Source organism: Paenibacillus sp. SZ31, from assembly GCF_012912005.1.
Taxonomy (GTDB): domain Bacteria; phylum Bacillota; class Bacilli; order Paenibacillales; family Paenibacillaceae; genus Paenibacillus.
Map to the genome: position 1 here is coordinate 273,247 of NZ_JABBEA010000007.1, position 14,805 is coordinate 288,051.

The following is a 14,805-nucleotide window of genomic DNA, read 5'->3' on the forward strand; positions in this document are numbered from 1 at the left end:
CTCATCGCTTGTCATCTTGACGCTAAATATAAGGATCTCTCGCTCGGCGAACTGTGCAAAATATCACAAGAAGTGAAACATAGCGCACAGTTGCACATTTATATATGCTCCGCAACGCCTTTCCAAACAGGATTCTAGTCTAAATAAGGCAAAATTATGGCAAAAGAAAATGTGTGAGCAGGCTCACACAGCCCCCTCTTCACGTTTTCTATAATCAAATTGCAACACACACTATCCCTATTTGGAGGAATGACACATGAACACATACGCAGCAACCATTAATGCCACGGAGTATCCACCGCATTTGAAACATAAAGTTATTTTCGAAACGTTTGATCAGTTGCAACCACAGGAATCCATGCTGCTCATTAACGATCACGATCCAAAGCCACTTCGATTCCAGTTCCAGTCCACACATCCTGATGGCTTCAACTGGGAGTATATTGAGCAGGGCCCTACAACCTTCCAAGTCAAAATCAGTAAATTATAGATTGGAGCTGAACGGCTATGGCGCACGTTGAAATCATTGACGATACTACACTTCGCATCACGCTACGGCTGGAAGACGCCACAACCATGGTTCAATTGGCACAGCGTGAGCAAGCGGAATATGCGCAAGAGATTACCACCATTTACGAAAAAATGCCTGTGTTCGAATATACTCATTTCTGTTTTTACGCCTATGACAGTGCAAGACTTTTTGAGCGTGTGCTCGGCATGGACCCCAAAGCCTATCTGTCCTTCTCCCTCGATGCGCCGGAGTCATTCTTCTATGCGCTGTACGGTGGGATGGCCGCCCTGTATGAATCATCTCTACAGTTGGTACAGCAGGCGGATGCAGCTAGTGCAGGATCGGATGTGAACGCACATGTCTCCATCTGATGTCCATATTGTTGAATTGGATGTGCGTCCTCATCTGAGTAAAAAGTTGGAGCCGTTTCAACTGATCATGGACACGGTCAAAGGCCTTCAACATGAAGATGTCTTAGTACTCCATGCTCCATTCAAACCAACGCCTCTGCTCGGTATTCTCAAGATGAAAGGGTACTCCAGCACTTCGGAACGAAAGGGTTCAGATCACTGGGTTACCACGTTTGTGCACAAAAAAAATAAAACCGGTGCAAAAGCATTATCTGCAATGGCTTTATCTGGATCGGAAGCTGATTCTGAGCCCGGTTCAGACGAAGAATCAGCTTCATGCAAAGGCCATCCGGAGGAGCAAGCTGTTGCGATTGAAAACTTTGAATCTCTACAGGCGCCCAACGTTATACTGGACAATCGCGGATTGGAACCGCCACAACCCATGATGCGAACACTTGCCGCACTGGAGCGTTGCAAACCTGGGGAAGTCGTACTGATTCATAATGACCGTGTGCCAGTCTTCTTGATTGAAGAGTTAAATAATCTCGGTTGCCCCTTCACGGTTGAGGATCAAGCTGATGGTACGGCGAAAGTGAGAATTGAAAAAGGGTAAGGAGGCGAAAGCCATGTCCAGGTTGCCGTTTCTTTTTATCATCACGGGCATCTTTGGATTTGTAATGTATCACGCATTCTCCCTGCTCTCGCTGACAGGCTGGCTTGGTGATGAACTCAGAGGACCCGAAGGCTGGTTTCATGCCCATCTGTTTGTGCTCGGGTGGGCAACCATGCTGGCTATGGGTGCCGTTTATCAGTTGATACATGTTATTCTGCAATCCAATATCTACAGTCTGTTTCTCGGTTATTGTCATTATTTCTTGTTCAGTATCGGAATCGTGGGCATGTTATACGGCTTCATTCGCGCAGATGTCATCTGGATTGCCGGTTCTGCTACACTCGCTCTCTCGGGCATTCTGTTGTTCGGGTGGAATATGGCCGTTACCCTCTTCCGTGCCTCACAGTGGAATCCGGTAACGATCAGTGCGGCTTGTTCCTGTCTTTATCTGGTTCTTACCGGGATTTCCGGTATGCTGATGGGTCTGAATTTTGCCTTTGGTGATTGGAATGGTCTGCATGAACGCTTATTCGGCGCACATATCTGGATGGGAACACTCGGCTGGTTTGGCATGTTAATTACCGGATTCAGTTACAAAATGCTTCCCATGTTCTACCTGTCCCATAATTATTCCATCCGATTGCAAAAAGTGGTCTTGGTTCTGTGGAATGCAGCTGTAGTTACAGGTGTTGTCGCATTTCTGACAGGTATTAAGGGAGGCCTGCTCTGGCTCGCGCTCCTACTTCTAACCTCAGCCCTGCTCTTCTATGTGTATCACTTGGAGCAAATTCAGGAGAAACGGCACAAAAGTAATTCAGGTCCGGGTATCCGCTGGTCTGTGTATGTAAGCCGTGCGTTTGCTGTATATGCTCTTGCCCTACTGATCTATTCCTCCCAAGGGACTGAGCTGCTGCTCCATCCACGTGTTGTTCTACTGTCTGGATGGGTATATCTCGGGGGCTGGGTGTCTCTCACCATACTTGGTTATGCTTCCAAAATCGTGCCTTTTCTATGGTGGACCCACAAATATGGCAAGCAGGCAGGCAGACCCGGAACACCGCTGATGGCAGGTATGCTGGGTGAACGGTATGTCAATTGGGGTATGCTCGCCATGGTCGCTGGAAGCGTTCTGCTAGTTAGTGGAATTCTGATTAATCTGGCAGAGGTCATGATGGTTGGAGGGACGATCCTGTCTCTTGTCTCCATCGTTTATATAGCAAATATTGCTTTGGTATTCAGACGTTAACATAAATAAGGTGGACTGGAGAGTGAACATGATGGAACAAACCACGCATTTGCTAGAATGTCTCAAGGAAGTGTATGACCCTGAATTAGGTGTCAATATCGTTGACCTGGGTCTGGTGTATGAAGTAAGGGAAGAGTCTGAACGGGTTCATGTACGAATGACGCTGACTACACCAGGTTGCCCGCTGCACGATACGATAGTCGGTGCGGTGAAATGGGTTTTGCAGGAAAATACGAATAAGACTGATATTGATGTACAAGTGGTGTGGGAGCCACAATGGTCTCCACAGCTGATGTCGAATGAAGCCAAGGAAATGCTGGGATACTTCTAGGCAGAATGACTATAGACCGGATGATTGGACAAGTTGCGGGCGGAATACGAAAAAGCATACTTAAGATCTGATGTTCTCAGACCCAGGTATGCTTTTTGTTTTGCGATGGGAACACACACTTGATCAAGGCATTCTTGAATAAAAAATAAATAAGGAAACTCCAGAATAGAGTTTCCCTTATAATAGTACCGATCATTGAATCATTCTATCGATTCCTTGATATTAGATGTTAGATGTCCTTTGCATACGATGCTGCTGGCACTTTGTTTAACACCACGAACAAACGAACCTCCTGAGCTCCTGTATTATGGAATGCGAACTCAACCTCACCGCCGCAATGGATCACATCCTCTTGTTTCACCACTTGTTCATTTCCATCCAGAATCAGTGTACCTGTGCCTTCGACTACCAGTAAAATAACGTCTGTGCCCGGATGTTTATGAACAGGAAGCTGCTGACCTGGCAGAAAATGAAGTACAAAGGTCACTCCACCACCCTGTTGGAATAAAACCCGTTTCGTGAAACGGTCCTCACTGAATACTTTGACTTCTTGCAATGACGTAATACTCATGATAATCGTCCTCCTCGATAATATAATCTGTGAATACATTCATCTTATCGCAAGGAAGCCCGCGTTTCCTTGATCTGAATCAAGAAAATGCGAGCTTTCTCAGTATCAAAATAGATCCTATCTTCACAAATTCATCCAATACATGACAGAAACGTCTGTGATTTGTACCTGAAATTTATTTCGGGTCAGACCACGAGACGTCCCCTTTTCTCTGCCAACCCGATGATAGCTTCCACCCCTGAATTAAACTCAAGAAAATCCTGCTCTACCCCATCGCTGAAAATAACACCATCCTCCGGCATCTGGGATACAATGTGCAGCGGTTGCTTTGAATGAATCTGTCCAAACACGAGATTGGCCGCTGTCGTCCGGCTCGGGAACGGTTCACGTACTGAAAAATATAAGTAAGGCGCATCCCAGTTAAAATGATTCAGCTCCTGCCTGCTCCCATGAATGGATGCGGATGCGGTAGCAACCTTAGCTTCGGAATTCATGTTCTGCCATGCCGCCGACCCAACAATTCCGGTAGCTCCGGCCAGCACACTTTTGAACCAGCCCGTCGAACCCATGCCTGTGGATACAATGATACCACTGGAAGATTGTTGTTCTGCGGATGTACCCAAACGCACTTCATAACGTGCCGAAACATGCGTCTTCCGACCAATGAACAGATCGTTCACGCCATATAGATACTGCCCATCATTTAGTTCCACTTTGGCGAGAGTGACTTCTTCCAATGTTCGTTGCTTTCGAATGACATCAGGGACAATGAAGCTGAGATCCTCCACGGTAAAAGGTAATAATACCCCGTCCCAACGCATCGGGTCCGGATTCACACCGATGAGCGGCTGCTCGGTTACGTATTTGAGGGTGTTGGCTACAAGCCCATCCTGTCCAACCACGACCACGATATCTTGCTCACCAAAGATAAAATTGGGCACATGTTCGCGATCAATCGTCTGAACGCGGCCCAATTGACCCAGTTGCTGCTGTGCCTGCTGCACAGATAGCCGATAACGACGGTCTTCCTCCATATAATCACTGAAGTCTGCACCCAGACGTTCAATATAGAACTGCGCTTGTTGCACCGTGTTATATCGAACCACCAGCTCTTCCAGTCTGGTCCGGCGCTTCACCAGAATCAGTTTATGTTCGCTCATTCGATCATCCGCCACAGGCTGCTGACGTACAGATTTCCCTGCCTGCTCTGCTTGCTCTCTTCTTCCTAATCTCATCTCGCTCGACCTCCCTGATCTCTGCCTGGCGCAGGAGACATTAATCCCTGTAACAGATCCGGCGAGATATTAAGCTGCCCAATCTTGCCTGCATTTTCAGCTAGTTCCTGGAACGCGAGTGCGATCAGCTTATCGGAATTCATGCCCATGTTCGCCATCGCTTGCAGTACATTCGGCTGTACATTTTGCAATGAATTCATCACGGCAGCAATCTCATACGCTTTGGCATCCGCTTCGGCATTGTGATTGGCAATGGTTAACTCAATCAGTTGTTGCTTACGTTCCTCCATCGCTGTATTGAACTGTAGCTGCTCCTGTTCCATTTCATTTTGTTTTTGTTTCACCGAGCGCTCTGCCTGCAACTGGGTCTCGCGAATTTGCTGTTTCTTCGTCTCCACGGCAATTTCCGTATTCAGTTCGTTCTCTTTCACTCGTCTTTCCTGTTCAATCGATGCATTCCGACGCACATAGAGCGCTTCATCTGCCTGACGCAAAATCTCTTCCCGCGCTTGTGCTTCCAATGCACGCATCGTCTCTTTATTAGGCAGAATGGCCAGTATCGATAGACTCATCAACTCAACGCCCAGTTTCTCCAACTCTTCACTTTGCACGACTTCGCTTTTCATGCTGCTCGCCAGACGTTCACTGGATTGAATAGCTTCTTTCAGCGGCATTTGTTCCAGATGTTTCTTGGTTAGTACTTTCGCTGTGGTGATCACCCGTTGGTCCAGCTTGCCGGGGTCGTCGGAAATATACCGATTTTTGCGCAAATTGTATGTGTAATTCAGGCTCTGGGTTATTTTCAGGTAATCCACAATGCGATAGCTTAGCTGCCCTTGCACAGTAACGGTCTGATAGTCCATCGTAATCTCTTCGAACATGAACGGTACATCTACCGAGGATACGGGGAGAACGACTACCGATGTGGTTGGCTCATAATAATAGAAGGATAATCCCACACCTTGACGCTGTACCTCACCATTTTTCACCTTCATTACATATTCACTGGGTTGAAATTTCGCAAATCGGAATCCAAACATAGCTCATTCCCCATTTCTTAATATTATCGTTTTGATATTATCAAAATGATAACAAACAAATTCGATATTGTCAATACGACATTAATGAAATAATCAGATGCCTATTTAGAGAAAGGGATTCCGTCATAACCTCTTTTCTTCCGCAAAAAATAAAGAGATCGAATCGTATGATCCGACCTCTTTACCTGCTTCGTTATTTCTAATACAGTTGTTCCATTAATCTGGCGATTGCAACAGCACCCTGTGCACGGTTCGCTGTTTCTTTCGGAGCAAACGTACCATCAGGCATGCCATTCAACAGTCCACGTTGTTGCATCGAGGCTACAGCTTCTTTCGCATATCCGGCGATCTCGGCGTTGTCTACAAACACCGTATTTCCTTGTGCAGTATTGTTCGCATCCTGATCACGTTGCACAACCTGCAGCGCTCGATTCAGCATAACAGCCATATCTTCTCGTGAAATGCGTTCATTGGCTCCGAAGCTTCCATCTGCCCGGCCTTGAATAATGTTCATTTCAATTCCAAGTCGTACTGAATCGGCATACCACTGCCCTTCCTTCACATCCGTTGGGACTGAAATAGATGGATCAGGCTGGCGTGTATCACCAATACCTTTAATAATCATTTGCAAAAATTGTGCTCTGGTCAGTTCACCTTGCGGGGCAAAACGAGTTGCACTCATCCCCGAAATAATCCCTTTACCATATAGGTTCTGCACCTCTTGGAGAGCCCAATTGTGATTTTGTAGATCATTTAATGGTACTTCAACTTCTGCAATGACATAACTGCCGGATTCCAGCGGTTTGAACGTCATCGTCTTCGTCTTGTCATCGTACTTGGAATACGTAACAGGTTTCTTTTCTTCGCTTGGAGATACTGAATGCACGACCATAACTACATCATTCTTTTTAGGCTGCTCTACATTGGATAGGGCAACTTCAACCGCTCTGTTTGTCCATTGCAATGGCTTATTGTTCATTAACAGATTCACATCAACAATCGTATGATTACCAATCGCTGCTTTTTGAGATGTGGACAGTGTATCTGTCGATCCTGTTGCCACTACGATGTCGAACGTTCCAGCAGTCTCCGCAATGGTTAACCGGAGTGATTTCAGAGGAACACGAACGCTAGTCGGTCCTACGACTACATCCAGGGATTGCACTTCCTCGGAACGAACCCATGCAGCCAGTTGACTTGCAGCCAATTGGAATGTGACTGTCTTGGCTGTGTCAGGTACATCTGCAAGCAGTTTCAACGTACGATTTCCTGCATCCATGGATTGCAGTGCCTGAGTTAATTGAGATGCATCCGGACGAATAGAATACTTTTCATCCCCGGTTGCTGTTCCTTTTACCGTGATCGATCCTTTCTCCGGTGCAGTACCCGCTCCAACGGGTGGGGTTACAGCCGGATTCCCCGTTGAAGGAGCTGTTCCCGGGTTGGAAGGTTGTGATGGTACACTTGGTTGTGATGGCTGGCTAGGGCCAGGTGTAACATCTTGACGTACAAGCTTACTCACAGCATCTTGTAACGCACGATCCGCATTGCTTACATCTTGCGATGAAGTTTCAACATCCAGAATGAATGTCTTCGCTTCAGAAAGTGCCTTACTAAATACATTCCAGCTTGAAGTGGTGTATTCGGTTTGCTTTAATTTCTCAGCGGTATCTACCGTAGCTTGCAGTGCAGACTTGTCCGCCGGGAACGTACCGTAGGCTTCAAAATCCATAAACCCTACCCATTCTGGACCTTCTGTAATCGTTACAAGAATATAACGCGCTTCTGTATTGTTCGAGAACACGTGTCTTGGCGCTGTTGAAACGACAACGTCGCTCGTGGTATCGACCACTTTTACAAAATTTTTGTTATCATTAGACACTTCGATCTTATATTTGATTCCGCCACTCCACATCGACATTTCGATCTTACGGAGATTAGCAACCTGTCCCAAATCCACTTGCCACCAGCTACCTTTACTCTGGTCTGTTCCCCATGAACTATTGGGATTGCTGTCAATTGCACCTTCTGGGGAGTTGGGTTGATTGTCCCCTGTACCTGCACTTGTTGAAGCCGTCGCCGTCTTACCTGTAGTTAATGCTTGCAACTGAACGAGACTCTGATTCGCTTGTTGCAGTACTTCATGCGCTTGATTTACCTCAGCTTGCACTGCATTTTGATGGTCTCTCACTGTGATAGCATTCTCTAATGCATCCATTAGTGTTTGCCAGCTACGATGAGTATATGAAGATTCATTTTGCTGTTGCGTCTCACCAATAAGCAGAGCCAATTTTGTTTTATCTACATCGGATAATCCGTTTATAGCATCTTGCAACCGTTTCTCTGCAGCATTCACTTCAGTCTGGGTTGCTCTAGGATCTGTCATAACCTTATCTGCATTAGCAAGAGCCTTGGCAAAAATATCCCAAGTTAAGGCTGACCAATCCGACTCCTTGTATGTCTGAGCATCAGTCAGCTTAGATTGGAGGGAATCCCTCTTCGCAGGGATCACGTTCATTTGCAACATAACTTGTTCAAGCGCAGTTGTTGCAGAATTGGTGTCCGATTGCGTCACTCCAGTTGATGTATACGCTTGGTTGTACATATCCTCTGCTGCCTTAATCGCAGGAGCAAGTGAGTTCCAGCTCGTTTCTTCAAAATCCAGAGCTACCAAACCTTTGGCACGTGTAATTGCAGCCGCTAAATGCTGACGATCCGCAGGTACATTTTCTAGCCCCCGCTTGTAAACATCCAGTGATGGCAAGGCACGTCCTTCGTAGGAGTATCCACCATTCCCAGGAAATTCATCATAATCGAACATCGCATGATTCTCCCAAGCATCGCCTTCGGAAGCAATCCAGCCTACATTCGCCGCTATCCATGCAGGCTCCCAATAGAAGAACCCGGCTCCACGGTTCTCAGGTACGTCAGCAATCATATCCATTATGCCAGCGATTGCATCATATTGACCTTGAACTGTTGCAGGGAATGTTGCTCCTCCAACATGTAGCGCTTCATCCGATCCAATGATATTGCCATGAGCATCCCCATTTTTATAGGAAAATGGATAGGAAGTCTCGGCAATAATCACGTCTTTTTCGAACTTATCCGATACTTCATTCATCGTCTTTTGCACATCGGCAAATGTCCCATGCCAGAACGGATAATAGGAAAGTCCGATGATATCGTAATCAAGCCCACGACTTTCTAATTCACTAAAGTAATCCTTAAACATTTGTGCTTTACCACCCTCAGCCAGATGGATCATAATCTGAACATGCTGGTCCTCTTCTTGGAGGGCACGCACAGCATCAACACCTCGTTTTAACAATTCATAATTTTCCTGAGGGTTTATCCTGCTGTTGAATCCATTCAACACACCACTATTAATTTCGTTACCAATCTGTACCATATCAGGCATAGCGTTCGCAGCTTTCATCTCACTTACAACTTCATACGTATAATCATATACAGCTTGTTTCAACTGATCGAAAGTATAACTCTCCCAAGCTTTAGGACGAAGTTGCTGGCCCGGATGAGCCCACTCGTCAGAATAATGGAAATCAAGCAATATCTTCATGCCTTTTTCCTTCACCCGCTTGGCTAAACGAATGACATCCTCTTTGTCGTTATAACCACCGGATTTCTGGGGGTCATTCCATAGACGAAGACGCACGTAATTGACACCACGATCCTTGAGGATATCAAGCAAGTCCCTTTCTGTACCATTAGTATCCAGATACTTTCCTCCATTATCCTCAATGGCGGTTAACGTGGAAATATCTACTCCTCTAACATAATCCGTCCGGTATCCTCCAACGGTTACAGTGGCCTTCGGTTGAACAGGGGCTCCATATACTGCACCTGTCACGGTAAAAGTATCAGAAGATGCATACTTCAAAGGGTCGATACTATCCCATTCTACTGGAACCGAACCCGACTTTCCGTTTAGATACTGTGCTGTCACTTTTGTCGGCAGAACAGGAGCAACCCCAGCCATTGTTTTGACCTGAACGGCATTGTATCCAGTAATGTTTGCCGGATCAGTAGCTTCCTCTTCCCCCCAGACCTTAAGCTCGGATATCCCGGGCCACCAATTTGTTCCCGCATAGTATGGAATCGTGACTTTGACATACTGGACAGGTGTACTGATCTGGAATTCTTCACTGGCAACACTCTGTTTGATTTCGTTAGTCGTTTTGTCCACTGAAGTTGACCAGTTACTTCCATCAACAGATACTTCAATCAAATATTTTACAACTTGGTCTTTGTCCTTCCAGGTTAATTCTGCTCCAGAAAGATCATATGGCGCACCTAGGTCTATGGTCAACCAATGAGGATTGCTCTCAGAAGAAGGTGAGCTCGCACTCCAATGAGTATTTACATCACCATCCACCGCCTTTTCTTTTTGCCCCCCATACAATAGATCTTCCTCACTTACCGTAACCGCCTTATTAAGTGCCACGTTCACTTTCGCATCTTCTGCAGCCGCTAGACGAACCATCAACCCCAGATCACAGAATAGCATTAGCAATACCAGACACCCGCTTATGTACCTTTTGTTCACTCTTGATCTCCCCCTTTTTGTGTTTGATTGTGCATGGATCAATGAATGTTATGAATCTTCCTCATTGTAAGCGCTTAATAGTGATAGGCGACACGGCATAATCGAAAGGAAACAGCAGTTATTTTAACAATATGATCCTGTGACAGTTACATTTGAGCTATACCGATCACACTATTTTGCAAAAGAAAGCAAAAAATCTGTCCGTCCACCCTAAGGCAGAACAGAACAGATTTTTTAGATATATGATCATTGTTACACTTATTTAGAAAGCTTCAATTCAAGTTGTACCTGGATATCATTTTCTGTCGAGAGTACAACGGAGTGTGGATTTTCCATTCCGAAATCTTCGAATGTTACCATGGATGTTGCTGACAACAATACTTCATTATTCTCATAAGCGGCTTTTGCATCAAAAGTCACTTCTTTTTCAACACCTCTAACCGTAATCGTACCATTCATTTTGATATCAACCGTTTGACCGACAGGCCATTCCGTAGGTACACCTTCAAATGAAGTCGCTGTAAATGTTGCTTGTGGATACGTAGCAATGTCGAAGAAATCTGCTTGCTTCACGTGACCATCCCGTTGTCCATTTCCGGAATCAATCCCGTCCATCTCGATCTGTCCTTCTGCTTTCATCTGAGTAGCATCGTCTACATTAATTGTCCAATTGCCTGTTACCTGCTCGTCCACAAAGTTAACGGTCTCCTGCGATGTGGTTACGGAGAAGTATACTTTAGACCCTTCACTAATGCTCCAGTCTCCATTCAACTGCTCTGCTGCCGCTGTTTCATTAGCAACAACCGCTCCTGTGCTATCTACTGCTGTTGTGGAAGTCGCTGTGCTTGCAGGCAGTACCTGTTCGATCTCAACGTTGTTCCCCAAGTAACTATTAGTGAGATAGTAACCACCGCCACCGATTACGGCAACCGCCGCCACACCTGTAATAAGCCATGCTTTTGCTTTCTTGTTCATCTGTATGTTTCCTCCAGTATATTATTGTTTAGGTTGCTTGTTGATATGGATATTACCAGTCGAATGTGTCAGGAAGAAGTCAAGAAAAGACAAGTCCCGCATTTTTTTGTAATCCGTAATACAGGATTGGCTTTATGCTCTTGCTCATGTAAAATCAGTACAAGCTTATGAAATGAAAGGAGACCGCTTTTCTTGAAATCCATACTCATCGTCGAAGATGAGCAAGCTATTGCACGCGTACTGGCTGCTTATCTGAGAAAAGCAGAATTTGAAGTTCATCATGCAGCAGATGGACCGACTGCACTTACCCTTTTTGATTCCGTAACACCCTCCCTTGTATTACTCGATGTAATGCTGCCAGGAATGGACGGATGGGATCTGCTGCGGATTATTCGTGAAAAAAGTGCTTGTCCCGTGATCATGCTAACCGCACTGGATGACATTTCAGACCGTCTCAACGGCTTGAATGCCGGTGCTGACGATTATATGAGCAAACCTTTTGTACCGGAAGAAGTGGTCGCGAGAGTTAATGCTGTGCTGCGTCGTAATCCACATTGGACCTCAGGTGGTGAAGAGAAGCGTTCCTTTGGTAATCTCGTTATTGATCTTGCTGCCAAACAGGTACTGCTGAACGGTGCAGAGGTTGCACTCACACCTCGTGACCTGTCGTTACTGCTATTCCTGTCCGATTATCCCAATCGTACATTTACCAGGGATCATCTTATTGAACAGGTATGGGGAATGGATTATGACGGCAGTGACCGTGCTGTGGATCTATCGATTAAACGACTACGTCAAGCACTCTCCCACTGGTTGCCCGAAACAGGAGAAATTCGGACGTTGCGAGGAATGGGGTATCAATTTTGGATCGCCAACTGAAGCAGAAGAAACCCAAACGATCGATATCCATTCTGTCACACTGGACACTACGATATTTTCTGATTTTATGTATCGGTTTCACCATTATTGTGGCAGGGGCGCTCTACTGGATTCGAACAACTTCTATTGAGAAAAGCCTGAAAACCGCAGAACTGCTTGGTCTGGAGATCGCAGATCGAGTGACCAGTGAAAACAATGTGCTTCGGGTTCCACCCGATCTGGACAGAATGGTAACCAAGCGAGAGAAACTATTCAATACAGATCATTATTTTTGTGTCATGATCTTGGATAACAATAATCAATTGATCTTTTCCCAGCCTAAAATGGAGCAAAAAGATGTGCATTATCGACTGTCAGACGACTATCGTGAACCGCGCAATAACAAATATGCAGGTGTAACGGTCAACATATCCGAAGGCGATCAAACCTTGGGTAAAGTGTGGGTCATGCAGTCGAAACAATCCATTACGTTTGGTCCAGAGACCATATGGCTCGTTGCTCTAATCCTGGGAGGACTAATCCTCTGTGGATGGTTTACGATCTATCTCCTATCCAGTAAGTTATCCAGACCTATTCGTCAGGTTGCCTATGCCGCTGAGCAGATTCGAGGTGGTAATTATGATGTGAGTCTTGATTTGAATACACGAGAGCGTGAGATCAACGAACTTGTAAATTCATTCCGCGATATGGCCACTCGTCTCCAACAACTCGAAGAATGGCGCACAATTTCGCTGGCAGGGGTGAGCCATGAACTCAAGACACCGGTAACTTCCATCAAGGGGCTCGTTATGGCGGTGCGTGACGATGTCGTGAGTCCACAGGAAGGAAAAGAATTTTTGGATATCGCTTTGAAGGAATCCGAACGTATGGAGCGCATGGTCGCGGATTTGCTTGACTATAATGCAATGGCTGCAGGAAGTGTTGCCGTTCGCAAGGAACGAACAGATCTGAAGCTATTGGTCGGTGAGATCATCTATCAGTGGAAGATTGCGTATGAGGATAAAATGCCAGAGGTTCAGCTGCACTCCCCTCCAGTTACATTCTTTACGATGGGGGATGCACTTCGCATTCAGCAGATCATTGTTAATTTGCTTAATAATGCACTTCATGCCACAGCTCCTGAACAAAAGGCTGTCTTCGATATTTATCTACGCGCAGAAGAACAGATGCTGTATGTTGAGGTCAAGGACAACGGTACAGGAATCCCGGCAGAGGATCAACCCAAAATCTTCGAACGGTTCTACCGTGGAGAACTCAAGAAACGCCGTAACCGTGGTCTGGGTCTAGGATTAACTTATAGTCGCTTACTCGCTCAGGAACAGGGCGGTGAACTGACACTTGTCTCCAGCAACCCGGAAGGGAGCATGTTCAGATTAAGCCTGCCACGCTGGACTGCAACGCAAGAAGCCATCACTACAGAAAAGACATACGGAGCAGCCGTTAAAGTGTAATGCACCACGCTAACATGACAAATAGCCCAGAACTCCACTCAGGAGACTGGGCTATTTCATCGTTGTTTCCTTTTGCTTTATCCAAAACGGAAGCACTCAACACTCTAATACACGTGGCCTGTATTCATCGTAAGCATCCGAGACCAATTGCTTATGAAGTGCACTGCTGGCAATAATCGCTTTCCGCTTTGCTTTCAGAACAATCTGCTCTACATCTGCATAACTGCACCCTGCCAAGCGTTCAGATATGTAATCTTCTAGCAGGCTCTCCTGTTCAAATGCCCCCACCAACTTGCTGATATACAATCTGCGACTTGAATCATCAGGCATACCATAGGTCATCTTGGTATCAAAACGCCGCCAGATAGCGTGATCCAATTGGGTTTCAAGATTCGTCGCAGCCACCAGAATACTGTCCCCATCGAATTCGTCCAGACACTGCAACAACGTATTGACGACACGCGCCATCTCTTTCACTTCATCATTGCTCTCACGTGTACGGCCTATGGCATCAAATTCATCCAAAAATAACACACAGGGATTAATTCTTGCATATTCGAATAACTTGCGTACATTACTCCCCGTCTCCCCAAGATGGCTATGAATGATGGCATCTAATCGCACGAGAACCAATGGTAGATCAAGGCGCTCAGCCAGATGCGATGCCGTTAATGTTTTTCCCGTGCCCGGCGGCCCGAACATGACCATTTTGTTGGGGATTGATACATCATGCTCTCTGAACTTCTCTTTCATGCCCAGAATGGTGATGAATTCATTAATAATACGCTCATTTTCAGCGGAAAATACAATATGCTGGGCTTTGCGTCTACACTCTTTCGGTGTGTAAAAAGCAGCCATATCGATGCCTTTCGCTCGGGGAATCCGATTCATATGATTTGTTTTGCTCATGTATACACGTGCTCCTTCATTTATGGTTTCAGTCCGTGATTCAAGTTATATAAGTTATTATGAACGAAAATGAGCTCCCCTTTATGCAAAACCGTGGGTTATCTTGGCAATACTGTCCCAGTAAAGA

At 45.8% G+C, this 14,805-nt stretch carries 13 protein-coding genes; 7 read left to right on the forward strand and 6 right to left on the reverse strand.

All coding sequences use genetic code 11. The annotated features are described in order from the left end of the window. Positions 1-256 precede the first annotated feature (256 nt). Genes HF638_RS16360 through HF638_RS16380 form a run of 5 tightly spaced genes read left to right on the forward strand, consistent with a single transcriptional unit; the run spans position 257 to position 3,051 of the window. Complete coding sequence (locus HF638_RS16360) at positions 257-490, forward strand: DUF2249 domain-containing protein (RefSeq protein WP_036613358.1); 234 nt, start codon at positions 257-259, stop codon at positions 488-490. 17 nt (positions 491-507) lie between these two features. Then, complete coding sequence (locus tag HF638_RS16365; RefSeq protein ID WP_169481146.1) at positions 508-882, forward strand: hypothetical protein; 375 nt, start codon at positions 508-510, stop codon at positions 880-882. Beyond that, positions 869-1,474: a DUF2249 domain-containing protein gene (locus tag HF638_RS16370; protein WP_169481147.1), complete on the forward strand. Its 606-nt coding sequence runs from the start codon at positions 869-871 to the stop codon at positions 1,472-1,474. Before HF638_RS16365 ends, HF638_RS16370 begins: the two co-directional genes overlap by 14 nt. Before the next feature lie 13 nt (positions 1,475-1,487). Beyond that, complete coding sequence (locus HF638_RS16375) at positions 1,488-2,720, forward strand: YceK/YidQ family lipoprotein (protein ID WP_169481148.1); 1,233 nt, start codon at positions 1,488-1,490, stop codon at positions 2,718-2,720. Between the two features lie 31 nt (positions 2,721-2,751). Continuing rightward, positions 2,752-3,051 (forward strand): metal-sulfur cluster assembly factor, encoded by a 300-nt coding sequence (locus tag HF638_RS16380; protein WP_047844400.1) that lies wholly within the window; start codon positions 2,752-2,754, stop codon positions 3,049-3,051. A gap of 229 nt (positions 3,052-3,280) precedes the next feature. Here HF638_RS16380 and HF638_RS16385 read toward each other — a convergent pair whose 3' ends face one another. From HF638_RS16385 to HF638_RS16405, 5 genes are all read right to left on the reverse strand, one after another. Beyond that, positions 3,281-3,622, reverse strand: coding sequence for a cupin domain-containing protein (locus tag HF638_RS16385; protein WP_169481149.1), 342 nt, complete (start codon positions 3,620-3,622; stop codon positions 3,281-3,283). Positions 3,623-3,807: 185 nt separating this feature from the next. Further along, positions 3,808-4,782 (reverse strand): diacylglycerol kinase catalytic domain-containing protein, encoded by a 975-nt coding sequence (locus HF638_RS16390; protein ID WP_169481168.1) that lies wholly within the window; start codon positions 4,780-4,782, stop codon positions 3,808-3,810. Between the two features lie 71 nt (positions 4,783-4,853). After that, the gene (locus HF638_RS16395) at positions 4,854-5,897 is read right to left on the reverse strand and encodes an SPFH domain-containing protein (protein ID WP_169481150.1); all 1,044 of its coding nucleotides are present in this window, start codon (positions 5,895-5,897) and stop codon (positions 4,854-4,856) included. 199 nt (positions 5,898-6,096) lie between these two features. Beyond that, positions 6,097-10,464, reverse strand: a complete 4,368-nt coding sequence (locus HF638_RS16400) for a glycosyl hydrolase 53 family protein (RefSeq protein ID WP_169481151.1) — start codon at positions 10,462-10,464, stop codon at positions 6,097-6,099. A gap of 258 nt (positions 10,465-10,722) precedes the next feature. Beyond that, positions 10,723-11,439, reverse strand: a complete 717-nt coding sequence (locus HF638_RS16405; RefSeq protein WP_169481152.1) for a YceI family protein — start codon at positions 11,437-11,439, stop codon at positions 10,723-10,725. 192 nt (positions 11,440-11,631) lie between these two features. On the opposite strand from HF638_RS16405, the gene HF638_RS16410 reads away from it, so the two are divergent. Continuing rightward, positions 11,632-12,318 (forward strand): response regulator transcription factor, encoded by a 687-nt coding sequence (locus tag HF638_RS16410; RefSeq protein ID WP_062835107.1) that lies wholly within the window; start codon positions 11,632-11,634, stop codon positions 12,316-12,318. Next, complete coding sequence (locus HF638_RS16415; protein ID WP_169481153.1) at positions 12,303-13,769, forward strand: HAMP domain-containing sensor histidine kinase; 1,467 nt, start codon at positions 12,303-12,305, stop codon at positions 13,767-13,769. The genes HF638_RS16410 and HF638_RS16415 overlap by 16 nt, the downstream gene beginning before the upstream one ends. A gap of 96 nt (positions 13,770-13,865) precedes the next feature. Here the strand turns inward: HF638_RS16415 and HF638_RS16420 are convergent, their stop codons facing one another. Next, positions 13,866-14,678 carry an AAA family ATPase gene (locus HF638_RS16420; RefSeq protein WP_169481154.1) on the reverse strand — a complete coding sequence of 271 codons (813 nt, stop codon included), beginning with the start codon at positions 14,676-14,678 and terminating at the stop codon, positions 13,866-13,868. Positions 14,679-14,805: the final 127 nt, after the last annotated feature.